The organism is Pseudoxanthomonas sp. GW835-FHT14C01, assembly GCF_058793715.1.
This window is the reverse complement of the sequence record NZ_JBXAGB010000004.1, coordinates 89,991-114,104: the sequence shown is the minus strand read 5'-3', so window position 1 is coordinate 114,104 and position 24,114 is coordinate 89,991. Positions and strand designations below refer to the sequence as shown.

At 68.3% G+C, this 24,114-nt stretch carries 31 protein-coding genes and 1 other RNA gene; 12 read left to right on the top strand and 20 right to left on the bottom strand.

The window, feature by feature from the left end:
- The first annotated feature begins 258 nt into the window (after nucleotides 1–258).
- Nucleotides 259–780, top strand: coding sequence for a hypothetical protein (locus AC1Q5B_RS18310; RefSeq protein ID WP_492632882.1), 522 nt, complete (start codon nucleotides 259–261; stop codon nucleotides 778–780).
- 51 nt (nucleotides 781–831) lie between these two features.
- Here the strand turns inward: AC1Q5B_RS18310 and AC1Q5B_RS18305 are convergent, their stop codons facing one another.
- The 6 genes from AC1Q5B_RS18305 to AC1Q5B_RS18280 form a co-directional block, all read right to left on the bottom strand.
- The gene (locus AC1Q5B_RS18305) at nucleotides 832–1,326 is read right to left on the bottom strand and encodes a DUF2846 domain-containing protein (protein WP_492632881.1); all 495 of its coding nucleotides are present in this window, start codon (nucleotides 1,324–1,326) and stop codon (nucleotides 832–834) included.
- Between the two features lie 5 nt (nucleotides 1,327–1,331).
- Nucleotides 1,332–2,006: a hypothetical protein gene (locus AC1Q5B_RS18300; protein WP_492632880.1), complete on the bottom strand. Its 675-nt coding sequence runs from the start codon at nucleotides 2,004–2,006 to the stop codon at nucleotides 1,332–1,334.
- Nucleotides 2,007–2,101: 95 nt separating this feature from the next.
- Nucleotides 2,102–2,470: a nuclear transport factor 2 family protein gene (locus AC1Q5B_RS18295; RefSeq protein WP_492632879.1), complete on the bottom strand. Its 369-nt coding sequence runs from the start codon at nucleotides 2,468–2,470 to the stop codon at nucleotides 2,102–2,104.
- A gap of 34 nt (nucleotides 2,471–2,504) precedes the next feature.
- Nucleotides 2,505–2,636: a hypothetical protein gene (locus AC1Q5B_RS18290; RefSeq protein ID WP_492632878.1), complete on the bottom strand. Its 132-nt coding sequence runs from the start codon at nucleotides 2,634–2,636 to the stop codon at nucleotides 2,505–2,507.
- A 70-nt stretch (nucleotides 2,637–2,706) separates the two neighbouring features.
- Nucleotides 2,707–3,099, bottom strand: a complete 393-nt coding sequence (locus tag AC1Q5B_RS18285; RefSeq protein ID WP_492632877.1) for a DUF488 domain-containing protein — start codon at nucleotides 3,097–3,099, stop codon at nucleotides 2,707–2,709.
- 7 nt (nucleotides 3,100–3,106) lie between these two features.
- Nucleotides 3,107–4,363, bottom strand: a complete 1,257-nt coding sequence (locus AC1Q5B_RS18280; protein ID WP_492632876.1) for a 6-phosphofructokinase — start codon at nucleotides 4,361–4,363, stop codon at nucleotides 3,107–3,109.
- 121 nt (nucleotides 4,364–4,484) lie between these two features.
- On the opposite strand from AC1Q5B_RS18280, the gene AC1Q5B_RS18275 reads away from it, so the two are divergent.
- The 4 genes from AC1Q5B_RS18275 to AC1Q5B_RS18260 all read left to right on the top strand — a co-directional run bounded on the left by AC1Q5B_RS18275 (nucleotide 4,485) and on the right by AC1Q5B_RS18260 (nucleotide 9,048).
- A complete protein-coding gene (locus tag AC1Q5B_RS18275) occupies nucleotides 4,485–5,063 on the top strand; it encodes an adenylate kinase (RefSeq protein WP_492632875.1) in 579 nt (192 codons plus the stop codon).
- Between the two features lie 141 nt (nucleotides 5,064–5,204).
- Nucleotides 5,205–6,914 (top strand): cellulase family glycosylhydrolase, encoded by a 1,710-nt coding sequence (locus tag AC1Q5B_RS18270; protein ID WP_492632874.1) that lies wholly within the window; start codon nucleotides 5,205–5,207, stop codon nucleotides 6,912–6,914.
- A gap of 74 nt (nucleotides 6,915–6,988) precedes the next feature.
- Nucleotides 6,989–8,350 carry a UDP-N-acetylmuramate:L-alanyl-gamma-D-glutamyl-meso-diaminopimelate ligase gene (gene mpl, locus AC1Q5B_RS18265; protein WP_492632873.1) on the top strand — a complete coding sequence of 454 codons (1,362 nt, stop codon included), beginning with the start codon at nucleotides 6,989–6,991 and terminating at the stop codon, nucleotides 8,348–8,350.
- A 119-nt stretch (nucleotides 8,351–8,469) separates the two neighbouring features.
- Nucleotides 8,470–9,048, top strand: a complete 579-nt coding sequence (locus tag AC1Q5B_RS18260; protein ID WP_492632872.1) for an LON peptidase substrate-binding domain-containing protein — start codon at nucleotides 8,470–8,472, stop codon at nucleotides 9,046–9,048.
- An 84-nt stretch (nucleotides 9,049–9,132) separates the two neighbouring features.
- Here AC1Q5B_RS18260 and AC1Q5B_RS18255 read toward each other — a convergent pair whose 3' ends face one another.
- A complete protein-coding gene (locus AC1Q5B_RS18255) occupies nucleotides 9,133–11,160 on the bottom strand; it encodes a bifunctional DedA family/phosphatase PAP2 family protein (protein ID WP_492632871.1) in 2,028 nt (675 codons plus the stop codon).
- A 68-nt stretch (nucleotides 11,161–11,228) separates the two neighbouring features.
- Between AC1Q5B_RS18255 and AC1Q5B_RS18250 the strand changes: the two genes are divergently transcribed.
- The 5 genes from AC1Q5B_RS18250 (at nucleotide 11,229) to AC1Q5B_RS18230 (ending at nucleotide 15,072) form a co-directional block, all read left to right on the top strand.
- Complete coding sequence (locus tag AC1Q5B_RS18250; protein ID WP_492632870.1) at nucleotides 11,229–11,885, top strand: protein kinase family protein; 657 nt, start codon at nucleotides 11,229–11,231, stop codon at nucleotides 11,883–11,885.
- Nucleotides 11,886–11,925: 40 nt separating this feature from the next.
- Nucleotides 11,926–12,744 carry an SDR family oxidoreductase gene (locus AC1Q5B_RS18245; protein ID WP_492632869.1) on the top strand — a complete coding sequence of 273 codons (819 nt, stop codon included), beginning with the start codon at nucleotides 11,926–11,928 and terminating at the stop codon, nucleotides 12,742–12,744.
- 18 nt (nucleotides 12,745–12,762) lie between these two features.
- On the top strand, nucleotides 12,763–13,200 hold the full coding sequence (locus AC1Q5B_RS18240) for a VOC family protein (protein WP_492632868.1): 438 nt from the start codon (nucleotides 12,763–12,765) through the stop codon (nucleotides 13,198–13,200).
- Nucleotides 13,201–13,224: 24 nt separating this feature from the next.
- On the top strand, nucleotides 13,225–13,761 hold the full coding sequence (locus AC1Q5B_RS18235; RefSeq protein WP_492632867.1) for a cysteine hydrolase family protein: 537 nt from the start codon (nucleotides 13,225–13,227) through the stop codon (nucleotides 13,759–13,761).
- Nucleotides 13,762–13,845: 84 nt separating this feature from the next.
- A complete protein-coding gene (locus tag AC1Q5B_RS18230; protein WP_492632866.1) occupies nucleotides 13,846–15,072 on the top strand; it encodes an acetylornithine transaminase in 1,227 nt (408 codons plus the stop codon).
- 6 nt (nucleotides 15,073–15,078) lie between these two features.
- Here AC1Q5B_RS18230 and AC1Q5B_RS18225 read toward each other — a convergent pair whose 3' ends face one another.
- The 3 genes from AC1Q5B_RS18225 to thiE form a co-directional block, all read right to left on the bottom strand.
- A complete protein-coding gene (locus AC1Q5B_RS18225; protein ID WP_492632865.1) occupies nucleotides 15,079–15,708 on the bottom strand; it encodes an HAD-IA family hydrolase in 630 nt (209 codons plus the stop codon).
- A complete protein-coding gene (gene hemL, locus AC1Q5B_RS18220) occupies nucleotides 15,705–16,997 on the bottom strand; it encodes a glutamate-1-semialdehyde 2,1-aminomutase (protein ID WP_492632864.1) in 1,293 nt (430 codons plus the stop codon). The genes AC1Q5B_RS18225 and hemL overlap by 4 nt, the downstream gene beginning before the upstream one ends.
- A gap of 105 nt (nucleotides 16,998–17,102) precedes the next feature.
- Nucleotides 17,103–17,741, bottom strand: a complete 639-nt coding sequence (gene thiE / locus AC1Q5B_RS18215) for a thiamine phosphate synthase (RefSeq protein ID WP_492632863.1) — start codon at nucleotides 17,739–17,741, stop codon at nucleotides 17,103–17,105.
- Between the two features lie 35 nt (nucleotides 17,742–17,776).
- Between thiE and AC1Q5B_RS18210 the strand changes: the two genes are divergently transcribed.
- A complete protein-coding gene (locus tag AC1Q5B_RS18210) occupies nucleotides 17,777–17,998 on the top strand; it encodes a rubredoxin (RefSeq protein WP_492632862.1) in 222 nt (73 codons plus the stop codon).
- A gap of 93 nt (nucleotides 17,999–18,091) precedes the next feature.
- On the opposite strand, the gene AC1Q5B_RS18205 is transcribed toward AC1Q5B_RS18210, so the two are convergent.
- From AC1Q5B_RS18205 to AC1Q5B_RS18195, 3 genes are all read right to left on the bottom strand, one after another.
- Nucleotides 18,092–18,940 (bottom strand): SirB1 family protein, encoded by an 849-nt coding sequence (locus AC1Q5B_RS18205; RefSeq protein WP_492632861.1) that lies wholly within the window; start codon nucleotides 18,938–18,940, stop codon nucleotides 18,092–18,094.
- A 38-nt stretch (nucleotides 18,941–18,978) separates the two neighbouring features.
- The gene (locus AC1Q5B_RS18200) at nucleotides 18,979–19,425 is read right to left on the bottom strand and encodes a DUF192 domain-containing protein (RefSeq protein ID WP_492632860.1); all 447 of its coding nucleotides are present in this window, start codon (nucleotides 19,423–19,425) and stop codon (nucleotides 18,979–18,981) included.
- Between the two features lie 61 nt (nucleotides 19,426–19,486).
- Entirely contained in the window at nucleotides 19,487–19,915 is a 429-nt protein-coding gene (locus AC1Q5B_RS18195; RefSeq protein ID WP_492632859.1) for a hypothetical protein, read from the bottom strand.
- Between the two features lie 161 nt (nucleotides 19,916–20,076).
- Between AC1Q5B_RS18195 and AC1Q5B_RS18190 the strand changes: the two genes are divergently transcribed.
- Nucleotides 20,077–20,466, top strand: a complete 390-nt coding sequence (locus tag AC1Q5B_RS18190; RefSeq protein WP_492632858.1) for a hypothetical protein — start codon at nucleotides 20,077–20,079, stop codon at nucleotides 20,464–20,466.
- Nucleotides 20,467–20,482: 16 nt separating this feature from the next.
- On the opposite strand, the gene AC1Q5B_RS18185 is transcribed toward AC1Q5B_RS18190, so the two are convergent.
- The 7 genes from AC1Q5B_RS18185 to AC1Q5B_RS18155 form a co-directional block, all read right to left on the bottom strand.
- Complete coding sequence (locus AC1Q5B_RS18185; protein WP_492632857.1) at nucleotides 20,483–21,148, bottom strand: SH3 domain-containing protein; 666 nt, start codon at nucleotides 21,146–21,148, stop codon at nucleotides 20,483–20,485.
- 14 nt (nucleotides 21,149–21,162) lie between these two features.
- Entirely contained in the window at nucleotides 21,163–21,813 is a 651-nt protein-coding gene (gene rpiA, locus AC1Q5B_RS18180; protein WP_492632856.1) for a ribose-5-phosphate isomerase RpiA, read from the bottom strand.
- Between the two features lie 180 nt (nucleotides 21,814–21,993).
- Nucleotides 21,994–22,461: an EVE domain-containing protein gene (locus tag AC1Q5B_RS18175; protein WP_492632855.1), complete on the bottom strand. Its 468-nt coding sequence runs from the start codon at nucleotides 22,459–22,461 to the stop codon at nucleotides 21,994–21,996.
- Nucleotides 22,458–23,057 carry a 5-formyltetrahydrofolate cyclo-ligase gene (locus AC1Q5B_RS18170; RefSeq protein ID WP_492632854.1) on the bottom strand — a complete coding sequence of 200 codons (600 nt, stop codon included), beginning with the start codon at nucleotides 23,055–23,057 and terminating at the stop codon, nucleotides 22,458–22,460. Before AC1Q5B_RS18170 ends, AC1Q5B_RS18175 begins: the two co-directional genes overlap by 4 nt.
- 207 nt (nucleotides 23,058–23,264) lie before the next feature.
- Nucleotides 23,265–23,450, bottom strand: a non-coding RNA gene (ssrS, locus tag AC1Q5B_RS18165) — 6S RNA.
- An 84-nt stretch (nucleotides 23,451–23,534) separates the two neighbouring features.
- The gene (locus tag AC1Q5B_RS18160) at nucleotides 23,535–23,831 is read right to left on the bottom strand and encodes a cell division protein ZapA (RefSeq protein ID WP_492632853.1); all 297 of its coding nucleotides are present in this window, start codon (nucleotides 23,829–23,831) and stop codon (nucleotides 23,535–23,537) included.
- Nucleotides 23,828–24,049 (bottom strand): TIGR02449 family protein, encoded by a 222-nt coding sequence (locus AC1Q5B_RS18155; protein WP_492632852.1) that lies wholly within the window; start codon nucleotides 24,047–24,049, stop codon nucleotides 23,828–23,830. The genes AC1Q5B_RS18160 and AC1Q5B_RS18155 overlap by 4 nt, the downstream gene beginning before the upstream one ends.
- Nucleotides 24,050–24,114 lie beyond the last annotated feature (65 nt).

Sequence of the window (24,114 nt, the reverse complement as noted above, 5' to 3'; positions counted from 1 at the left end):
CCCCTCCCAAGGTTGATGGATGTCGTCCAGCAGAAAGCATGAACACGCAACCCAATCCCGGTGGAGCCTGTTGAACGATTGAGCGCACTCGATCGCTGCGGTGGACAGCAGCACGAAACCCTTGTTCAGACATCCCTGGAGCTGGCCCGAGTATGACCGGATGCGCCGCAGGCCGCCAGCGGTGACGGACCGGTTCAGGCATTCCGTGCCAGCCTTGCGGCCCCGGTCCTGTTTCCTTATCCGTTTCAAGGAGTTGCCATGCGTCAGACCGTCGCACTTCCGCTGTTCGCTGCGTGCCTGCTGGCGACGTCATCCGCCTTTGCGGCCGATCCTGCGCCCGAGATCCAGCGTCCGGCCGGCACACCGCAAGCCGTTGGCGCGGTGCACAGCCTGCGGCAGATTCCGGAAGCGTGCGCCCGTCTGGAAGGTGCGTTCACCGGCGATGCGGCGCAGCCCTACCGTTACGCGCCCGTGCGCACCAGTCCGCAATGCCAGCCGCGTGCGCGTTTCGTCGACTTCGACAAAGCGAAGCCATCGGTCGCCGCAGGATGGAAACTCAACGATGTGATCCGCGTGCCGAACGCGGCCTGTCCTTCGCAGCAGGCCGTGGTGCGCGTATGGCGCAAGCCGGGCAGCGCCACACCGCCGCCGCTCGATGGCCAAGGGCAGTCGCGCATCTATCTGCAGGATGCGAAACAGCAGGCGGGCGCCGCCGCGCAGGCGCCGTCGCTGACGTTGTTTGCGGCGAAGCTCGACGTGGAAGGCAACGCCTGCCGGTGAGTGCAGCGGCGGCTCCGCAGAGGGCGCCGCCGCAAGGCCGGTTGCCTGGAATTACGGCTTCGCCGGCTTCAGTTCTTTCGCCATCCCGTTGAAGGCGGCTTCGTCGGACGGCGAGAGGTTCGGTCGGCCCGCCATGAAGCCCATGGTGATCGAGCCCTGCACGTAGTAGGTCTCGCCCGCTTCCACTTCCAGCGTCAGTACGTCCTTGGCTTCGGAATGCACCGTGTACTGGTGCGTGCCCGGTGCGACGGATGCGATGAAGTAGGTGCCGCTGCTGAGCTTGCCGAGTTCGGTTTCGCCTTCGCGGACCTTGTACTTCACGGCGGCGCCGGCGAACTTCTTCTCGCGGAAGAACACGACCTGGCCCATGCCGTCCGCGGGCGCGCCGACCACGCCGCTGGTCGCCGCAGCGCTTGCTGCGGGCGCTGCGGGAGCGGGCGCTTCCGTGGCGGCGGGTTCGGGCGCCGCATCCTGCGATTGCGCATGGGCGGCGATCGGCAGCAGCAGGGTCAGGCACAACAGGGCACGATTCAGCGGTTGACGCATACGACTTACTCCGGGTGGTTGGGTGGGGTAGTGGGTGACGGCGCGGGCGTGGCATCGGCTTCAGGCGGAACGATGGCCTGTTCGCCCGGTGCGGCCGCTTCGGTCGGCAATGGCCCGTTCAAGGGCTCCGCAAGCTTGGCGATGCCGGCCGTCAGCGCCGGAATCTCGATTTCCTTGCCATGGATGAAATGCGCGAACGGGCCGATGCCGACCGCGACGCCCAGCGCCACGCCGCTGGTGTCCTTGCCGGCGCCACCGAGCTTGAAGCCGCGAAGCTTCAGTTCGCGATCGCCCAGTTGCAGGCGTCGCGCGGCGAGGATCAGTTCGCCGGGCTTGCCGCCGCCGCGCGAAGGTTCCGCATGGACGATCTCGCCGACGCCCTCGGTGCCGGCGGCGAGCACGACGACGCCTTCCACGCTCACCTCGTCCCGCACACGCAAGCGGAAGGCATCGCCACGCTTGGCGCGGGCCGAACTGATGGGGTCGAGGATTTCGAGCACCACCGGAGTGCCTTCCGGCAGCCCGCAGCACGCGGTCGGCGGCTCGGGCGTAGGCAGCGTTGCGGTCGTAACTTCGTTCGCCGGCACGTTCGCCGGAGGTGGTGATTCCTGGGCACCACTCGGCAGTGCGCACAGCCACGCCAGCAGGCCGATACCTGCGCGTCTCCCCACTTTCGTCATGTCCCCTCCCCCGGACAGATACGCTAGCGCACCGCGCAGGTGGCGCCAAGCGGGGAAAGCGGTCAATCGCTCCGCCGTCGATGGCGATGGCCCTCTCAGACGGCGGCCGGCGTGCCCTGGTGGTAGTGCAGTTGCCAGCCGACCGGGGTGCGCCGCCATACGGACATGCGCAGGGCGGCATGGCGATGCGTGCCGTCCGTCGCGACTTCATGCGAGGCGAAGTGCAGCAGCGCCACGTCGTCGGCGAGTCGTTCGATGCGATGGTCGTGGGCGACGACGCGCGGCGGTGAAGGGCGACCGGCGAGGAACTCGATGACGGTCTGCCGTGTGTAGCGCGTCCCCGAGCGACCGACTTCGTGGAAGTCCGGATGCAGCAGGCGCTCCAGTCGCGCGCGCGTGCAGGTCGCGCCGGGGTGGTGGAGTTCGGTTTCGAGCGCCGTCAGTTCGGCGAGCAGGTCGTCCATCGCGCCATGCTAGCGCCATGGACGTCATCGATCATCAGGACACGGCACGCGCGGCCGGTGTCGCATCGTCCTCTTGCGCGAGGTATTGGCCGAAGCGATAGCCGGCACCGGCGATGGCGAGACCGATGGCGACGGCAAGCAGTCCGACGAGCACTTTGCGGAACATGGCGGACTCCCGGTGGCGTGGCGACGATCCCACGCTAGCATCGCCCCAGGCACCGGGCCGGTGCCTGAAGTCACCCTGCCGTGAGGGCGCCGCCACGTTCGACGAGCAATGCGCGCAGCACCGAGCGATGGCAGTGCGCTTCGTCCTCGCAGTAGCAGCCCACCGAGAAATGGCTGCCATGCGACAGCGCGGCCAGCAGGTCCAGCGTGCGTGCGTTGTCGGGCTTCGCCATCTCGGTGCGGTACTTCCTTGCGAAGGCGGCCCACGCCCCGGGTGTGGTCGCGTCCTGCGCTTCCTTCACCAGCGCCGCGCTGGGCGCTAGGTTGGGATACCAGACGTCGTACCAGTCCCGGGAGGCGAATTCCGTTTTCGGCACGCCGCGTGGTGGCCTGCGCACCGTACCGATGCGCAGGCCTTCGTCCTTCATGCGCGGACTGCCGAGGCGGACGATGCGGATGGACATCCGGCCGTCAGCCCTCCCAGGCCGGCAGCTTCTTCTTCACCGCCACGTTCTTCAGGGCCACGTACTTCGGCAGGCCGTCGGTGCCATAGGGCGGGTAGGCCTCGCCGCGGATCAGCGGCTGCAGGTAGGTGCGCGCCTTGTCGGTGATGCCATAGCCGTCCTTGCGGATGAAGTTCGACGGGAACTTCTTCTCGTGGTTGGCGACCTTCGACAGCGGGGCGGCCTCGATCTTCCAGCGGAACGGCGCGTCGGACGTGCGCACGATCACCGGCATCACCGCGTTCTGTCCCTTCAGCGCGAACTGCACGGCGGCCTTGCCGACCGCCTGCGCCTGCTCCCAGTCGGTCCTTGAGGCGATGTGGCGCGCCGAACGCTGCAGGTAGTCGGGCAGGGTCCAATGGACCTTCAGGCCGAGCTGGTCCTTCACCCGACCTGCGAGGTACGAGGCCACGCCGCCGAGCTGGGTGTGGCCGAAGGAATCCTTGCCGCCGCCCGCATCCGCGACGAAGCGTCCGTCCGCGTACTGGATGCCTTCGCTGGCCACCACCACGCACCAGCCGACCCGATCGACGACGCGCTTCACCTGCGCAAGGAACTGCGTCTCGTCGTAGGCACGCTCGGGGAACAGGATGAGATGCGGCGCCTCGTCCGGCGACTGCCCCGCCAGGCCGGCGGCCGCGGCCAGCCAGCCGGCGTGCCGGCCCATGGCTTCGTAGACGAAGACCTTGGTCGAGGTCTCCGCCATCGCGGCCACGTCCAACGCGGCCTCACGCACGGAGACCGCCGTGTACTTGGCCGCCGAACCGAAGCCGGGGCAGGTGTCGGTGACGGCCAGGTCGTTGTCGACCGTCTTCGGCACGCCGATGCAGGTCAGCGGGTAGTCGAAGGCCTGTGCCAGCTGCGAGACCTTCCATGCCGTATCGGCCGAATCGTTGCCGCCGTTGTAGAGGAAGTAGCGCACGTCGTGCGCCTTCAGCACCGCCAGCAGGCGCTCGTACCTGGCGCGGTCCGCGTCCAGCGATTTCAGCTTGACCCGGCAGCTGCCGAAGGCGCCGCCGGGTGTGTGGGCGAGGGCGCGGATGGCGGCGGCCGACTCCTTGCTGGTGTCGATCAGCTCCTCGCGCAGCGCGCCGAGGATGCCGTTGCGCGCGGCCAAGACCTTGATTTTCCGGGCGCGCGCTTCGGTGATGACGGCCGACGCGGAGGCGTTGATGACGGCGGTGACACCGCCGGACTGCGCATAAAGTAGGGTGCCAGACGCCATGTGGGGTTCGTTCCGGAGTGCGGGGATGCGGTAAGCTTCACACAGATGACGCGGTGCAGCGCGGCGCCCGGCGCCCGGCGCGGTACACCGCCCGCAGGATTCCAGTTTCGGGAGTTACAGCATGCGATTGGTTCTACTGGGCCCCCCCGGGTCGGGCAAGGGCACTCAGGCAGCGCGCCTGAAGGACTACCTGCAGGTACCGCATATTTCCACCGGCGACCTGCTGCGCGCCGAAGTCGCCGCCGGCAGCCCGCTGGGCCTGCAGGCGAAGGAAGTGATGGCGCGGGGCGAGCTGGTCAGCGACGACATCCTGCTCGGCATGCTGGAAGACCGCTTCTCCCGCGACGACACCCGGGCGGGCTTCATCCTCGACGGCTATCCGCGCAACCTGGTGCAGGCCGCTGCGCTGGGCAAGCTGCTGGCCAAGCTGGGGCAGAAGTTCGATTTCGCCGTGCAGCTGGACGTGCCGACCGAACTGCTGGTCGAGCGCATCGCCGGCCGTGCCCAGGCCGAAGGCCGCGCCGACGACAATCCGGAATCCGTGCGCAAGCGCCTGCAGGTCTACACCGACCAGACCGCGCCGGTCATCGACTTCTACCGCCAGCAGGGCGAACTGACCGTCGTCGACGGCGTCGGCTCGCTGGACGAGGTGTTCACGCGCATCACCGAGGCGCTGGCACCGGCGAAGGAAGTGGGCTGACGCCCGCGCCGCACGACGCGTTCCCTGGAAGCCCCGCGCATGCGGGGCTTCTGCTTTTTGCGGGGCTGTGACCGCGCGCATCGCGATCGCCGGGCGACGGCTGCTATGGTCCGGGTCCCGAGAACCCGTCCGGAGTCGTCGATGACGCGCATCGCCTGCCTGCTGCTCGCCTGCCTGGCGGGATCGTCCCCGGTCCACGCCAAGGACTTCCTGCGCACGCAGGGCACGCAGATCGTCGATGCCAGCGGCAAGCCGGTGATCCTGCGCGGCATGGGCCTGGGTGGCTGGATGCTGCAGGAGGGCTACATGCTGGACATCGATGGCGTGGGCACGCAGCGCAGCATCCATGCCCGCATCGCCGACCTGATCGGACCGGAAAAGGCGGACGCCTTCTACCAGGCGTGGCGCGACAACCACACCACCAAGGCCGACATCGACGCGCTGGGGCGCTGGGGCTTCAACTCCGTGCGCCTGCCGATGCACTACGCGCTGTACACGCTGCCGGTGGAGCAGGAGCCGGTCGCCGGCCGGCAGACCTGGGTGGAGGAGGGCTTCCGCCGCACCGACGAGCTACTGGCCTGGGCCAAGGCGAACGATCTCTACCTGATCCTCGACCTGCATGCCGCGCCGGGCGGGCAGGGCAACGACAACAACATCGCCGACCGCGATCCCACCCAGCCATCGCTGTGGGAGGACCGGCGGCACCAGGACAAGATGGTCGCGCTGTGGAGGCAACTGGCGCTGCGCTACAAGGACGAGCCCTACATCGCCGCCTACGACATCATCAACGAGCCGAACTGGGGCTTCGCCGACAAGGCCGACGGTAACGGCTGCAAGGAAGAAGGCAATGCCTCGCTGAAGGAGCTGCTGGTGCGCACCACGCGTGCGATCCGCGAAGTCGACAAACGCCACATCATCGTCATCGAGGGCAACTGCTGGGGCAACAACTACCGGGGCGTGCTCGACGACGGTCCCTGGGACGACAACCTGGTGATCAGCTTCCACAAGTACTGGAACGTCACCACCCGCGAGAGCATCGCCGATTCGCTTGCCCTGCGCGACAAACACCGCATGCCGTTGTGGCTGGGCGAGACCGGCGAGAACTCCAACGACTGGTTCGCGCGCACCGTGGCGCTGGTGGAAGGCGAGGGCATCGGCTGGGCGTGGTGGCCGCTGAAGAAGATCCGCTACAACAACCCGTTGCAGGTCATGCCCAACGACGGCTACCGCCGGGTGCTGGCCTACTGGAAAGGCGAAGGCCCGAAGCCGTCGGCGGAGGAGGCCGAAGCCGCCCTGATGCGCTTCGCCCGCGAGGACGTGCGCTACGAAAACAACGTGCAGCACCCCGACGTGATCGATGCGCTGTTCCGCGCGCCGCATTCGGACCAGTCGGTGCCGTTCAAGGCGCACGTCATCGGCGAGGCGGGGGGTGCGATCGCTGCGGTCGACTTCGACATGGGCCGCAATGGCGTGGCGTACCGCGACCTGACCCCGGCCAACCATCACATCTCCGACGGCGGCGAGCGGGTGGTGTGGAATCCGGCCATGATCTACCGCAACGACGGTGTCGATCTCGGCCAGGACGCGGACGGGCAGCTGCACGTCGCCGGCCTGCAGCGTGGCGAATGGCTGAAGTACACCTTCGACGCCGGCGCCGGCGGCACCTACCGCCTCGCGCTGGAAGGCCGCGGCACGGGGCGTGTCTCGCTGGTGCTCAACGGCGTGCCGGTGGACGCCGCCGACCGCGCGCGCGGGTTCCGCGGGCTGGTGCTGGCGCCGGGCCGCAACACCCTGGTCGTGAAGGGCGAGGGCGCCCCGGTCGACGTGGCGACGCTGCGCTTCTCGCGCTGAACCGGCGGCGCGAGAAGGGTGCCGAACCCCGTCCGCTCCGCTAAAGTCTGCGCAGTTTCCACGGAAGTCCCGTCTTGAAGATCCACATCCTCGGCATCGCCGGTACCTTCATGGGTGGCGTCGCCGCGCTGGCGCGCGAACTCGGCCATACGGTCGAAGGCAGCGACCAGGCCATCTATCCGCCCATGTCGACCCAGTTGGAGAAGCTCGGCATCGCGCTCGCGCAGGGCTATCAGCCGCAGAACATCGCGCCGGACTGCGACGAGATCGTCATCGGCAATGCACTCTCGCGCGGCAATCCGGCGGTCGAAGCGGTACTCGACCAGGGCCGGCGCTACATCTCCGGCGCACAATGGCTGTCGGAACGCGTGCTGCCGGGGCGCGACACGCTGGCCGTCGCCGGCACCCACGGCAAGACCACGACGACGACAATCCTGACCTACCTGCTGGAAGCAGCCGGCCGCTCGCCGGGCTTCCTGATCGGCGGCGTCGCCGAGGATTTCGGCGCGTCCGCGCGCATCGGCGGGGGCCGCGAGTTCGTCGTCGAGGCGGACGAGTACGACACCGCGTTCTTCGACAAGCGCAGCAAGTTCGTCCACTACCGCCCGCTGGTCGCCATCCTCAACAACCTGGAATACGACCATGCCGACATCTTCCCGGACGTGGCCGCGATCCAGCGCCAGTTCCACCACCTGGTGCGCACGGTGCCGCGCCGCGGCCGCCTGATCGTCAACGGCGAGGATGCGCGCCTGGCGGAAGTGCTGACGATGGGCTGCTGGACGCCGGTCGAGCGCTTCGGCTTCGATACTTCGCTGGAATGGAGCGCGCGGCTGATCCGCGAGGACGGCAGCGCGTTCGCCGTGCGCCACAATGGGATCGAGATCGGCGAGGTGCACTGGCCGATGCTGGGTCGCCACAACGTGCTCAACGGTCTCGCCGCGCTCGCCGCCTGCCATGCGGTCGGCGTCGATGTTTCCACCGTGCTGCCGGCGCTGGCCGCGTTCCGCAGCGTGAAGCGGCGACTGGAAGTGATCGGCCAGCACGACGGCATCACCATCTACGACGACTTCGCCCATCATCCCACCGCCATCCACACCACGCTGGAAGGCCTGCGCGCGCGCGTCGGCGCGGCGCGCATCCTGGTGGCGATGGAGCCGCGCAGCAATTCGATGCGCTCGGGCGCGCATGCCGAGGCGCTCGCGCCGTCGCTCGATATCGCCGACGGGGTGGTGTTCCTGCATCGTCCAGAACTCGCGTGGGACGCCGGCAAGGTCGTCGCCGCGATCCGTGGCGACGCACGCACCGTCCCCGATGCCGATGCGCTGATCGCCGCCCTGAAGGCACAGGCGCGCCCCGGCGACCACGTGGTGTTCATGTCGAACGGCGGTTTCGACGGCGCACCACGACGGTTCCTGGCGGCGCTGCAGGACGGGTGATCCGCTGTGCGTGGTCCGTGTGGGCACGCCGACCCTGTCGCGATCCCGCACGCCGTCCGATGAGTTCACGTTGACCGCACTGGCGGACATCGGCGGTCACGGTTCCGTACACTGCGCGCATGACGACGGCCGCCTCGCTACCGCTGTTTCCCCTGCACAAGGTGCTGTTGCCCGGCGCGGCGATGGACCTGCGCATTTTCGAGCGGCGCTATCTGGACCTGGTGCGCGATTGCGGACGTTCCGGCACCGGTTTCGGTGTCTGCCTGATCCTCGAGGGCAGCGAAGCCGGCGCGCCCGCCACGCCGGCGGCGTACGGGGTCGAGGCGCGGATTGAGAACTTCGACATGGGAGAGGACGGCCTGCTGTCCCTGCACGTGCGTGGACACCGGCGTTTCCATGTCACCCGCACGCGCATCCGCGACAACGGGCTGGTGATGGCCGATGTGGAATGGCTGCACTCGGACGAAGACCTCGAGATCCTGCCCGAGCACGCCCTGCTGGGCACGCTGCTGCAGACCATGATGGAAAAGGTGGGCACCGATATCAGCAAGCTGCCTGCCCGCGTGTTCGAGCATGCGGGATGGGTCGGCTGGCGGCTGGCGCAGGTGTTGCCCATCACTCCGCAGCAGCGCGTATCGCTGCTTCAGGAAGACGATGTGAACGCGCGCCTGCAACGCCTGCTGGAGTGGATCGACTGACGTCGCCATGTAGCGCCGAGCTTGCTCGGCTGCGTCGTCTTCGAACTCGCGGGTCGCCGACAGGCAAGCGGAGCACGCTCCGCTCTACTTGTCTTCGGACGTTCCGGGTGGACGGACGTCCGCGCCCTCGGTACGCAGGCGCAGCACGGGAAGCCCGGAATCCGGATGCGGCGCGATCGCGTGGTCCAGGTCCGACGTGGCCTGCGTCACCGCATCCAGCGCGGTGCGCGCCTCGCGCAATGGCCGCCACAGGCGCACCAGGTTGAATGCGCGCTGCTGCTGCAGCACCTGCGCGCTGCCGATCCACAGGGGCACGTCGCCGGGCTGCAGGCGCGTGTCGGCCGGCCACAGGCGCAGTACGTAGACTTCGCCGGGCTGGTTGCCCTTGCGCAGCATCAGCAGGCTTTCCGCACGCGTGTCCAGCGTCGCCGGCAGCACCGGCTGCTCATCGTCGGGCAAATCACTGTCGAGCAGGTTCAATGCGTCTTCCCAGCCCGCCTGCGGCTGCTCGCGCCAACCGGCGGCGGTCAATGTCGCCTTCAGCGGCGCCAGCGGACCGGCGACCTGCACATCCAGCGGCCAGCGCTGTTCGTCGTCGAATTCGTTGCGGCGTGCCGGCAGCGACTGCCAGCCACGGTCCCACCACTCCTGCGTCGGGACGCTCGCCTCGATCACCGGGGCTTGGAACTGCGCCAGCATGGTGTCCACGTTGCGTGGCGCGTGCCACAAGGCCGCCAGCACGAAGCTGCCATAGAACAGCCATGCGATCGGCTTGATCCAGAACGAGCGCACCATGCGCCGGCGGTAGGCGATGCCGAGCACCAGCAGCCAGACCAGGCCGAACAGTATGCCGCCGATGATGTCGCTCAACCAGTGCGCGCCCAGGTAGATCCGTGCGAAGCCGATCAGCGCCACCACCAGGCCGGACACCAGGTAGGGCCACACGCGCGTGCGGCCCGGCAGTTCGCGCGCGATCAGCACCGCGAAGAAGCCGAAGGTGATCGTGGACATCGTCACCGCGATCGACGGGAAGCCGAAACCGCTGCTGACGCTCGGTGGCTTGGGGATGTCGACCGACGCACCGAGCCAGGCCGTCAAGGCCAGTCCGAACGCCAGCGCCGCCAGCCAGTGGCCGGCCGCCATCCAGCGCTTGCGCCAGCACAGGTAGCCCAGCACCAGCAGCGACGCCGGCGCGAGGACCTGCTCGTCGCCCAGCGAAGCCAGCGCGGCGAGCGGGTAGTCGGCCAGCGGATTGCGCAGGGCGCGCATCAGTTCGTAGACCCACAGGTCCACCGCCAAGGGTTCGCCGTGGCCGATCACGATGATGAGGAACGCGAACCACACCCACACGATCGCCAGCAGCAGGATCGCCAGCAGCGCGAGCGGTACCGATTCGCGTCGTGACGGCTCGAACACGGCGGCCGTGTGTCGGCCCAGCACCGGGTGCGCATGCGACCACGCCAGCGCACGCGCCAGCAGGGCGTCCGCGTGCGCGGCGAACCAGCGGTAGGTGTACAGCACCAGCGCCCATGCCAGCGCCAGCACCACGACCAGCAGGCCGAGCACCAGCGCCAGCCGGCCGGCGACCGCCGCCACGGCGTCGTAAGCGTGCCCCAGCACCCAGCCGGGCAACAGGAACGCGGCCGCCCACGCCACGCAGGCCGCGCCGCTGGCCACCACGTAGCGGCGCAGCGGCATGCGCGAGATGCCGGCGACCGCCGGCACGAAGGGGCGGATCGGGCCGACGAAGCGCGCGATGAAGATGCTCTTCCACGCATTGCGGCGGAACAGCAGTTCGCCGCGGTCCAGCAGTTGCGGATACTTGCGGAACGGCCACACCGTGCGCAGCTGCTGGCCCCAGCGGTGGCCGACCCAGTAACTCGTCGCATCGCCGACCAGCGCGCCCAGCGTGGCGCAGATGACGGCGTAGGGTCCGGAGATTTCGCCCAGTCCGATCAGCACGCCGACCGCGAACAGCAACGGCAGGGCCGGCACGATGGCGCCGAGGATGATGACCGCATCGCAGAAGGCGATCGCGAAGATCACCAGCCCGGCGGCCACGGGATGCGCGCTGATCCAGGCCAGCAGGTTGTCGAACCAGGAAGCTTCCATCGGCGGATTATAGGCGGCGGTTCATGACCCGCGTCTGCGACCTATGGACGTAGAATGACGGGGTGGACTTGCGCTCGCCTTCCGAAATTGCTGCACTCAAGGCCGACAGCTTCGGCCGCATCTCGTTGATGCAGGGACCGGAGGGGCCGTTCGTGCGGCGTGACCTCGCGCACGTCCCGCTGTGGCTGCGGCTGCCGGCATGGTGGCTGGCGCGGCGCGAGGCGCTGGCCCTGCGCAAGGTCGCCGGCATGGCCGACGTCCCGCAGCTGCTGGACTGGACGGGCCGCCGGCTGGATCGCAGCTACATGGAAGGCGCGGCGATGTACCAGCGGCCTCCGCGCGGGGACCTGGCCTATTTCCGTCGCGCGCGTCGGCTGCTGCAGCAGCTGCATCGTCGCGGCATCGCGCACAACGACCTCGCCAAGGAGGCCAACTGGCTGGTGCTGGCCGACGGCCGCCCGGCCATCATCGATTTCCAGCTCGCCACCCGCGGCGATCCGCGCTCGCGCTGGATGCGGCTGCTGGCGCGGCAGGACCTGCGCCACCTGCTCAAGCACAAGCGCATGTACTGCGCCGCGTCGCTGACGCCGGTCGAGAAACGTGTGCTCAAGCGCACCTCATGGCTGCGCGAGCTGTGGTTCCGCACCGGCAAACCGGTCTATCGCTTCATCACGCGCACGCTGTTGAAGTGGGAAGACAACGAAGGGCAGGGACCGAAGCCGTGAGCCCGACTGCGTCCATCCGATCCTTCCTCAGGAGCACACCATGACCTCGCTGGCCGGCAAGACCCTCTTCATCACCGGCGCCTCGCGCGGCATCGGCCTGGCCATCGCCCTGCGCGCGGCACGCGATGGCGCCAACGTGGCGATCGCCGCCAAGTCGTCGGTGCCGAATCCGAAACTGCCGGGCACCATCCATACCGCCGCGCAGGCGGTCAATGAAGCGGGTGGACGCGGACTGGCGCTGAAGTGCGACATCCGCGAAGAGGACGAGGTGAAGGCGGCGATGGCCGCGACCGCCGATGCCTTCGGCGGCATCGACATCCTGGTCAACAACGCCAGCGCCATCTGGCTGGCCGGTGCGCTGGACACGCCGATGAAGCGCTTCGACCTGATGCAGCAGGTCAATGCGCGCGGCAGTTTCCTGTGCGCGCAGGCTTGCCTGCCGTATCTGAAGCAAGCCGCCAACCCGCACATCCTGACGCTGGCTCCGCCGCCGTCGCTGGACCCGAAGTGGTGGGCACCGCATACCGGCTACACGCTGGCGAAGATGGGCATGAGCTTCGTGACGCTGGGCCTGGCCGGCGAGTTCGGCCCCCAAGGCATCGCGGTCAACGCGCTGTGGCCGCGCACCATCATCGCCACCGACGCATTGAACATGATCCCCGGCGTCGAGATCCCGCGCTGCCGAACCCCGCAGATCGTCGCCGATGCGGCGCACGCCGTGCTGGTGCGCGAGGCGCGTGGCTTCCATGGCCGGTTCCTGATCGACGAGGACGTACTGCGCGAGGCCGGCGTCACCGATTTCGCGCCGTATGCGGTCGATGCGTCGCAGGCGCCGTTGCCCGACCTGTTTCTGGACTGACCCCACCGAGCCATCGCCATGAAATACCTGCACGCCATGATCCGCGTCCATGACCTGGACAAGACCAGCCGCTTCCTCACCGAAGGCCTGGGCCTGACGGAAACCCGCCGCATGGAGAGTCCGCAGGGCCGCTTCACGCTGGTGTACTTCGGCGCCCCCGCCAATCCCGAAGCCGAGGTCGAACTGACCTACAACTGGCCGCCGGAAGACGGTACGCCGCCGGAAAACTACGGCAGCGCACGCAACTTCGGCCACCTCGCGTTCGAGGTCGACGATATCTACGCGCTCTGCGCGCACCTGCAGTCGAAGGGCATCACCATCAATCGGCCCCCGCGCGATGGGCGCATGGCGTTCGTGCGCACGCCGGACCTGATCTCCATCGAACTGCTGCAGAAGGGCAGCGCACTGCCGCCGCAGGAACCTTGGCTTTCGATGCCGAATACGGGAAGCTGGTAGGCAATCGAAGCAGGAGTCCGCAAGATGAATCTCGCCCTGATCGTGATCGATGTGCAGCGCGGCCTGTTCGAGCCGCAACCGCCGCCGGCCGATGCCGATGCCGTCGTCGCCCGCATCAACGCGTTGGCGGACAAGGCGCGTGAGGCCGCCGCGCCGGTGGTCTTCGTGCAGCACGAACGGGCCGGCGATCTGGCGCCGGAATCATCGGGCTGGGCGCTGCATCCGGCGCTGCGCGTGGTCGAGGGCGACCATCGCATCCGCAAGACCACGCCGGACGCGTTCCTGCGCACCGGTCTGGACGAAGTCCTGTCGTTCTGCGGCGTGGAGGGCGTGGTGCTGTGCGGGTACGCCACCGAGTTCTGCGTGGACACCACCACGCGCAGCGCCGCGGCGCATGGTTACCACGTGGTGCTCGCCGCCGATGCGCATACCACCCACGACAAGGCGCATGCCGACGCCGCGCAGATCCGCGCCCACCACAACGCCACCCTGCCGGCGATCCGCAGTTTCGGCGTGGGCATCCGCGCACTGCCGGCGGCGGAGATCGCGTTCGCCGGCTGAGCGCGGCATGCTGCACCGCCCGCTGGTACGGGCCGCTTGATGAGCGACAATACGCGGCCCCTTCCGTTGCCGCGAGCCGCCGCCATGAGCGCCACGACTTCCGACCTGCTGTCGAACGGACAGCGCTATTACCTGCCGGTCTACCGTCCGCGCGAGGTGATCCTGGAGCGCGGGCAGGGTGCGCGCGTCTGGGACAGCGAAGGCCGGGAATACCTGGATCTTTCCGCCGGCATCGCCGTCTGCGGGCTCGGCCACAACGATCCCGATCTGGTGGCCGCGCTCACCGAGCAGGCCGGCAAGCTGTGGCACACCAGCAACGTCTTCTACAGCGAGCCGCCGCTGCGGCTGGCCGAGGAACTGGTCACCGCCTCGCGCTTCGCCGAGCGCGTGTTCCTGTGCAACTCCGGCGCCGAAGCCAACGAGGCGGCGATCAAGCTGGTGCGCAAATGGGCCGCCTCGCAGGGGCGCGCGCCGGACCAGCGCGTCATCGTGACCTTCCGCGGCAGCTTCCATGGCCGCACGCTGGCCGCGGTCACCGCGACCGCGCAGCCCAAGTACCAGGAGGGCTACGAACCGCTGCCGGGTGGCTTCCGCTACGTCGACTTCAACGACCTGACCCAACTGGAGATCGCGATGTCCTGCGGCGACGTGGCCGCGGTGATGCTGGAGCCGGTGCAGGGCGAAGGCGGCGTGATGCCGGCCGCGTCCGGCTTCCTGCGCGCGGTCCGCGAGCTGTGCGACCACCATGGCGCGCTGCTGGTGCTGGACGAGATCCAGGCCGGCATGGGCCGCACCGGCACCCTCTTCGCGCACTGGCAGGATGGTGTGGTGCCGGACATCGTCACGCTGGCCAAGGCGTTGGGTGGCGGCTTCCCGATCGGCGCGATGCTGGCCGGCCCGAAGGTCGCCGAGGTGATGCAGTTCGGCGCGCACGGCACCACGTTCGGCGGCAATCCGCTGGCCGCGGCGGTGGCGCGCGTGGCCTTGCGCAAGCTGGCCTCGCCGCAGATCGCCAACAACGTGGCGCGCCAGTCGGCTGCGCTGCGCAAGGGACTGGATACGATCAACGCCGAACTCGGCCTGTTCTCGCAGGTGCGCGGCCGTGGCCTGATGCTGGGTGCCGTGCTCAACGCGAAGTACGCGGGGCGCGCGGGCGAGGTGCTCGATCTGGCGGCGGCGCAGGGGCTGCTGATGCTGCAGGCCGGTCCTGACGTGTTGCGCTTCGTGCCGTCGCTCAACATCACCGATGCGGAGATCGCCGAGGGCCTCGCGCGCCTGCAGGCGGCGCTGCGCGCGTTCGCGCTGCGCTGAAGTCTGTTACCAGCCGGTCTGCGGCCCGAATACGTAACGCTTCAGTGCCTTGCCGAGGCTGCGTGCGTCGGTGACGGTCTCCGCGTGCAGGCCGGCCTCGCGCGCGCCCTGCACGTTGGTGAACAGGTCGTCCACGAACAGCGTCGTGGCCGGCTCCCAGCCCAGCAGCTCGAGCGCATGGATGAAGGTCGTCGGCAGCGGCTTGCGTCGCTGCAGGCCGCCGCTGGTCAGCACACGCCCTTCGATACGAGCGGCCACGGGCGCGACGATGCGCGGGATGGCTCGTGTCATCAGCGCGCCGTTGTTGGTCAGTACGCCCATCGCCACGTCCGGATGGAGGGCGGCGATCCGGACCAGCACGTCGTCGATGGCGGTGCTGCCGGCCATGCGCGAGGCGATCCACGCATCCTCGTCGATCACCGCGCCGAGGCCGTCGCCCAGCCGGCGCAGATAGGTCGCGGTATCGATGGCGCCGCTGTCGTATTCGGATTCCAGTCCGGACGCGAACAGGACGTTGCGAACGTGCTCGTGTTCGCAACCGGCACGTGCGGCGAGGTGCGCGACGCGCACCTCGTGCCGGTAGTGGGCCAGGACGCCGTCGAAATCGAACAGCACCTGGTGGATGCGGGGTTTCATCCCGCGGCGACGACCTTGAAGGCCTCGCGCGCGGCGGCCAGCGTCGCCTCGATCACGTCCGGCGTATGCGCGCTGGACATGAAGCCGGCTTCGAACGCCGACGGCGCCAGGTACACGCCGCGCTCGAGCATCGCGTGGAAGAAGCGGTTGAACGCGGCGGTGTCGCAGGCCACGGCCTGGGCGTAGGTATCGACCTGCTGGTCGGTGAAGAACAGGCCGAACATCGCGCCGACACGCGTGGTGGTCAGCGGCACGCCGGCGTCGCGCGCGGCGGCTTCCATGCCTTCGCACAGTGCGGCCGTCGCGGCGGCGAGCCCGTCATGGAAGCCAGGTGCCTGGATCAACTCCAGCATCGCCAGGCCGGCGGCCATCGCCACCGGATTGCCGCTCAGCGTGCCGGCCTGGTAGATCGGGCCGGCCGGCGCGATCTGCTGCATCAGTTCGCGGCGGCCGCCGTACGCGCCCACCGGCATGCCGCCGCCGATGATCTTGCCGAAGGTGGTCAGGTCGGGCGTGATGCCGTAGTGCGCCTGCGCGCCGCCGAGGGCGACGCGGAAGCCGGTCATCACTTCGTCGAAGATCAGCAGCGCGCCGTGCTGCGTGCACAGGGCGCGCAGGTGCTGCAGATAGCCCTCGCGCGGCGGCAGGCAGTTGGCGTTGCCGACGACGGGCTCGATGATCAGGCAGGCGATCTCGCTGCCGTACTGCTCGAACAGCGCGGTCGCGCCATCGACGTCGTTGTAGCTCAGCGTCAGCGTCAGTTCGCTCAGGCCCGCCGGTACGCCGGGCGAGGTCGGCACGCCCAGCGTCAGCATGCCGCTGCCGGCCTTCACCAGGAACGAATCGCCGTGGCCGTGGTAGCAGCCTTCGAACTTGACGATGCGGTTGCGGCCGGTGGCGCCGCGCGCCAGGCGGATCGCCGACAGCGTGGCCTCGGTACCGGAATTGACCATGCGCACCATCTCGCAGGACGGCACCAGGCGTGTGATCGTTTCCGCCATCGTCACTTCGGCGGGGCACGGCGCGCCGTACGACAGGCCATTCTGGATGGCCGCCTGCACGGCGTCGCGCACGGCCGGGTGGTTGTGGCCGACGATCATCGGGCCCCACGAGCCGACGTAGTCGATGTAGCGGTTGCCATCGACGTCGTGCAGGCAGGCGCCGTCGGCGCGCTGCACGAAGAACGGTTCGCCGCCCACCGACTTGAACGCGCGTACCGGCGAATTGACGCCGCCGGGAAGCAGTTGCTGGGCGCGTGCGAAGAAGGCGTGGGACTGGTCGTGGTTCATGGGAGGGTCCAGAAGAAGGGAAATCGTCCTGTGGGAGCGGCGTCAGTCGCGATGAACCACCATCGGCCCATCATCGCGACTGACGTCGCTCCCACAACATGGGGGTCAGCGGCCTTCGAAGCCCTGCCGGTAGGCGATCGCCGCCGCCACCGGATCGGGCGCTTCGAACACGCCGCCGATCACGGCGACCAGGTCGGCGCCGGCGGCCACCAGCGGGCCCATATTGTCCGGCGTTATGCCGCCTATCGCCACCCGCGGGACGCCCAGCGCCACGGCGCCGGTCAGCAGCGCGGGGGTCGCGCGACGCGTGGTGACCTTGCTGGCGGTGGGGAAGAAGGCGCCGAACGCCACGTAGCTGGCGCCGGATGCCACGGCACGCTCGGCCAGTACGCCTTCGTCGTAGCAGGAGGCGCCGACAATGGCGTGTTCGCCGAGCTGCGAGCGCGCAGCGGCGATATCGCCATCGTCCTCACCCAGATGCACGCCGGCGGCACCGACGGCTCCGGCGAGCGCAACGTCGTCGTTGATGATCAGCGGCACGCCGGCCTGCGCACACACCGCCTGCAGCGCCATCGCCTGCGTATGCCGGCGCGCGCTGTCCGCGCCCTTCTGCCGATACTGCAGCCAGGTCGCCTGCGGCAGCACGGCCGCCACGCGTGCCAGCAGGCGCGCGGTATCGGGCTCTTCCGGCGTGATCAGGTACAGCCCGCGGGCAGGGCGGACGGACGGCGGCTGAGGGGTCATCGGCGAACTTCCGGTACGTGGGCGGCGATGGGACAATGGCCGCTCCTCCAAGCCGGCATTATCCCGTGACCGACGCCACCGACACCATGTTCCGCACCTGGATGTGCGTGGTCTGCGGTTTCATCTACGACGAGGCCGATGGGCTGCCCGAAGAAGGCATTGCGCCGGGCACGCGCTGGGAAGACATACCGGCCGACTGGACCTGCCCCGATTGCGGCGTGGGCAAGGATGATTTCGAGATGGTGGAGCTGGACTGAACGGGTGGTATGGGAGCGACGTAAGTCGCAATGATCCTCCGCGGCGCGTCATCGCGACTTACGTCGCTCCCACACTCATACCCGGTGGCCGCCTCAATGCATCCGCGACGTACGCACCGCATTGATTTCCACCAGCTGCTCGCGCAGCTCGGGTGCGTCCTTGGCGTCCGGCGACAGGTGCAGGTAGCGGGCCAGGTCGCGTTGCGCGCCGGCCTTGTAGTCCATTTTCAGGTAGGCCAGTCCGCGGTCGCGCAGCGCTTCCGGCTGATCGGGCGTCAGCTTCAGCACGCGGTCGGCGCTGCGCGCGGCGCGATCCCATTCCTCGCGCTCCGCGTAGACGCCATGCAGGTTGCGCAGCGTGCGTACCAGGATCGCGCGCGGCGAGGCGGGATTGAGGATGTGCAGCAGTGCGGCATCGTCCGGGATGTCGCCGCCGAGGTGCGGCTTGGCGCGTTCGCGCAGTTCGTCCACGCCCAGCGGGCGGCCACCATTGAACGGATCCATCACCAGCAGCCCGTCATCGACCGGTAGGCGCACCAGGAAATGCCCCGGGAACGACACGCCATCCAGCGGCACGCCCAGGCGGTGCGCGACTTCCATCTGCACCATGGCCAGCGACACGGGATTGCCCAGCCGGCGCTCGAACACCTGGTTGAGGTAGCTGTTGCGCGGGTCGTAGTACTCGTCGTGGTTACCGGTGTAACCGAGTTCGTCGAACAGGTAGCGGTTGATCGCCGCCATCTTCAGCGGCCACGGCTCGATGGTACCGATCTCGTGGCGCAGGTGTTCGGCGTGGCTCTGCACCAGCGTGTCGTACAGGTCGGCGTCCAGCTCGGGGTATTCGTCGCGCGCGATGAGCAGCGCGGTTTCCAGCAGCGGCACGGTGTCGTCGGCCTGGTCGGCCAACGCATTCCATTCCGGCAATGTCAGTCGATCCCCCATGGCCACAGACTGCGGCCAATCGCCCGCACAATCAAGCCTCAGCGGACGGGCGGAATGCCCTTGCCGAACCCCATTTCCGCGCCGTCCTGCAGCTTCAGCCGTTCGGCTTCGCCGGCATTCAGTTCCAGCACGTAGCGGGCGGGCTTGTCGCTGGGGTATGAAGGGCAGCGGTCGCCACCGGAGCAGGGCGGTACGTTGCGCTGCTGGGTCACCAGCTTGCGCGCGTTGTCGAAGTACAGGATGTCCAGCGGAATGCGGGTGTTCTTCATCCAGTACGCCTGCGGCTCCTCGGCGTCATGGATGAAGAGCATGCCGGTCCCGGCAGCCAGTTCGTCGCGGAACATCAGCCCGCGGGCGCGCTCGGCATCGTCGTCGGCGATCTCCACCGCGAATCGTTCGCCGCCGACTTCGACCCAGGGGCCGCCGTTGGCGCAGGCGCTGAGGAGGAGGGTGAACACGAGGACGGACCACTGGGGAAGACGCATGCTGGGATCCCGCATCGAACGAGGAGCGTAGTGTATCGCCGCCTCCACCGCATGGCCGCGATCAGTCTGACTGCAGCCGAGCGGCCACGCGCTCCGCCACCTGCCGGTTGTCCCGGTAGTACGCCGCATTGTCCGCCAGCGCCTGCCAGCGGTGCTGGTCTTCCACGTGGTGGCGCAAATGGCGGATCACACCGGGCATCAGCGGGCGCGGGTGTCCTTCCTCCGCACGCTGTGCGAGCTGCAGCAGATCGAGCAGCAGCAGGATGCCGTCGTGGTTGCGCTCGGCCTGGCGGCGGGCGGCGAGGAACAGGCGGTCGAGACTCGCGGGTGTCAGTCGCGCGAGGCCGGGATCGGCGAGACTGTGGCCAGGATCCGCCTGCAGCAGGTGCAGGGCATCATCAAGCGGCACGAGGGGAGGCGACGCGCCTGCAGCGGGATGATCAGCGGCGGCGGCGGGCGCATCATGCGCGGGGGTCTCGATAGGCGACATCGACATCTCCTTCTGTCGGTGGAAAAGTGACGCGGAATCCTGTGATCTGTGGCCGGGCGCCCGGGAGTCGCGACGCGGATCGACTCTATTAACTCGATAAGTTCCAGTCAATTAACTTAACTAGTGAATAAGTGTGAGTCGCCGTCGCTAACGTTGTCGCCATGGGCAACGAGCATGAAAAATTCTCGCAGCGACTCGCGCACGCCATGCAGCAGGCGGGCTATGAGCCTCGCCCTTCGGTTCTGTTCCGTCTGTTCAACACGAACTATCGTGGCCGTTCGGTCACGGCCCAGACGACCTCACGCTGGCTGAGCGGGCAGGCGATCCCGGCCCAGGACAAGTTGCAGGTGATCGCGGATCTGCTGGGCATGGAGCCCCACATCCTGCGTTTCGGTACGTCGGCCCGCTCGCGCGTGGCGGAGCCGCGCCCGCTCTGGCCTGCCGGCGTTGGTGGACGCGAACGCCAGGTGATCGACACGTTCCTGCAATTGCCGCCGAAGAAGCGGGAACTGGTCGGCGACCTGGTCAAGGCGCTTTCGGACAACGGTTGAGCGGATTGCCGCGCGCTCAGTCGCCGGCGACGAAGTACTGGATGCTCCAGCGACCATCGCCCTCATCGATGAGCGCGATCCGGTAGTCGATCGGGCTTCGCAGCAGCGCGCCGGCGATGTAGCCCTGCTGGCCCGACGCCAGGCGTACATGCACCCAGCCGGGCGTCGACGCGCCGGTGGCGTCATCGATGGCCGTCAGCACCACTTGGCCGACCCGTGCGACGACCGGCGCCTGCGGATCGGGTCGTGCCCTCAGGGCGACATCGCGACCCAGTACGACTTGCGCGTCGAACACATCGATGTCGGCCGGATAAGGCAGGCAGAACACGTAGGGTGCGCAGTAGACCGTCTTACCGTCCTCCTGCTGCGCGACGCCCGGCAGGACCAGCAGGGCGTCCAGCACGCGCCACAGTTCGCGCGTGGCGGCGGCATCGCTGGTCCAGACCGCGTCGAAGCCCTGTGGCCCCGCATCGCCGCCGAAGCTAAGCGTGGTGTCCTCGCGTACATGCGCACGCAGTCCCTGCAGATCGCGCGCCGCCACGATGCGGCGCAGGTCGTCGCTCATCGCCTGGACGGCCGGTGGCAGTGCCTGCGTCGGCGGTGCAAGGACGGGATCGTCGGCTGCCGCGGCGCTGCCGGCAGCCATCAGCATGGCGAACAGCAGCGTGCGCGCGGCAGGCATCGGGGAGGTCCGTCTCAGGTCAGGACGCGCGGCGGCTCGCCGCCGACGATCACGATGTCGGCCGGGCGGCGGGCGAACAGGCCCACGGCGACCACGCCGGGGATCTGGTTGATCTCGCGCTCCATCGCCACCGGATCGGCGATCGACAGGTTGTGGATGTCCAGCACCACGTTGCCGTTGTCGGTGGTCACGCCGTCGCGCCACACCGGCTGGCCGCCGGTCATGGCGAGGATCTCGCGGGCGACCAGGCTGCGCGCCATCGGGATGACTTCCACCGGCAGCGGAAATTTTCCGAGCACCGGCACCTGCTTGCTCGGGTCGACGATGCAGACGAACTGCTTGCTGGCCTCGGCGATGATCTTCTCGCGCGTCAGCGCCGCACCGCCGCCCTTGATCAGGCGCTTGTGCGGATCGCACTCGTCGGCGCCGTCCACGTACAGCGACAGCGTGCCGGTGTGGTTGAGGTCGAGCACCTCGATGCCGTGCTGCTTCAGGCGCGCGGTGCTCTGCTCGGAGCTGGACACGGCGCCCTTGATGCGGTCCTTGATGCCGGCCAGCGCATCGATGAAATAGGCCACGGTGGAGCCGGTACCGACGCCGACGATCATGCCGTCTTCGACGAACTCGATGGCCTTTTCGCCGGCCAGGCGCTTTGCTTCGCTCATGGGGTCAACACTCGGGTACGGGAGGGAGTCGTTTGTAGGAGCGACGTGAGTCGCGACCGAAAGAATGTGGCGCCAGGAACGCAGGTTGGCGGGCAGGGAACACCGGGACCATGGCAGTGCTGCCCTTGGTCTCCGGTGCCGTGCGGTCGCGACTCACGTCGCTCCTACAAGGGCGGGGGATCATTCGAGGGCCAGCAGGAATTTCCATTGCGCGGCGGTGACCGGCAGCACGGACAGGCGGCTGCCGCGCTGGATCAGCGCGAAACCTTCGCCGAGGTCGTCGGCATGCTGCTTGATCTCGTCCAGCGTGATGGTGCGCTTGAGCTTGCGTTCGAACTTCACGTCCACCAGCGACCAGCGCGGTTCCTCGCGCGTGCTCTTGGGATCGTAGTAATCGGACTTGGGATTGAACTGGGTCTCGTCCGGATACGCCGTGGCGGCCACGGTGGCGGTACCGACGATGCCCGGTTCCTTGCAATTGGAGTGGTAGAACAGCACGCCGTCGCCGACCTGCATGTTGCGCATGAAGTTGCGCGCCTGGTAATTGCGCACGCCGTTCCACGGCTCGGTGCCGACCTTCTTCAGGTCGTCGATGGAGAAGGCGTCCGGCTCGGACTTCATCAGCCAGTAGTGCTTGCGGGAGGTCATGGCGTGGCCTTCGACGGGAGGGGGAAAAGCAGCGTGTCGCGCTCGGTGCAGACCGCATCCAGCGGTACGTCCCAGGGTTGCGCGACCAGAGCATCGATGCGCTGCGCTTCGAAGCCGACGCCGACCAGCCAGGGCGGGGCGGGACGCTGTAGGCGCGGCGCGAGGGTGCGGTCGTACCAGCCGCCTCCCATGCCGAGGCGATGCCCGGCAGCGTCGAAGCCCACCAGCGGCACGGCGATCAGGGCCATGTCGGATGCCGACAGGCCCGAGCGCGGATCCACGTCCGGCTCGGGGATGCCGTAGCGGTTGGTGACCAGCTCGTCGCCCGGCCGCCATGGCGCGAAGCGCAGCGTCTCGTCGTCCGACAGCACGGGCAGGCAATAGACCAGGCCTTTGGGCAGCCGCAACTGCCAGCTGTGCAGGCCGATCTCGCCATCCATCGCCCAATAGCCGGCCACGTAGCCCGAAGCAGGAAAGAACGGCAGTGCGAAGAGCCGCGCGGCCAGCGCATCGGCGCCCGCGATACGCTCGGCCGCGGGCAGGGCACGACGACGCGCGCGTAGTTCTCGCCGCAGTGCATCGCGCTCGGCAGTCATGGCGAAAAAGGGGACGGGACGGGCATGCGCGAATTTTACGGCATGCGCACCGGCGTTGCCGGCGTGGGACCGCGGGAGCGGCGTCAGTCACGGCCCTGTGCGTCGGATCCCTAGTGCAGTCGGCTTCGTTTCGAAGTCATCCCGCTCAAGGGCGGGTGCAACAGGACCGGCCGGGTCGCGGCTGATGCCGCTGCCGCGGGAAAAAATACGTCCTCCGCCATGCACGATGTTCGCGAAACGACCTTGAACCCGGGGTTCAAGTGGGAAGGTTGGGCAACCATCGGGCTTTCCGCTGCGAGGCAGACTTGCACTCCCGGTTACGTCACCATCCCGTGGTCGTCATTAAGGGACAAGGCGAATGTTTGCGCTCACTGTCGAGTACAGCAGAGGACGCGAAGCCAGTATAGCGAGCGAAGATTTTTTGCCTAGCCCGTTCGTCGGCGGATTCAGTAAGCAGTCGGCGAAATGTGCGCGCCGTTAGGGTGCGCCGAGCACGCCGTCCAGTTTGCGGTGCAGATCCTGCAGGGTGCGTTCGACCTCGCGGTTGCGCACGTGCTGCTCGTCGCGCAGTTGCTGCAATTCGTGTGCCAGGTTGAGCGCGGCCAGTACGGCGACGCGATCGACGGCGGCCATGCGGTTGCTGCCGCGCACTTCGCGCATGCGGCTGTCGAGGAGCTTGGCGGCGGCCATCAGGCTGGAGCGCTCGTCCGGCGCGACACCGACGGTGTACTCGCGGTCCAGGATATGGACGCTGACCGGTTCGTTGGCGCTCACGTGTGCTGCTCCAGGGATTTGAGGCGGCTGATCATCGCTTCCACGCGCGAACGCGCCTGCTCGTTCTTGGCCAGCAGTTGCGAACGTTCGCCCACCAACTGCTCCTGCTGCTGGCGCAGGCTGCGGTTCTCGTCGGCGAGGCGCTGGCAACGGTCCGCCACTTCCTGGATGCGCGTGCTGAGCGCGCGGAGCTGGTCGAGGAGGTCGGCGGTGTCCATGGCGGTCACGATAGGCATGCGCCCGAGGGCGGGTCAAGGGCGTTGGGCTGTGGGAGCGACGTCAG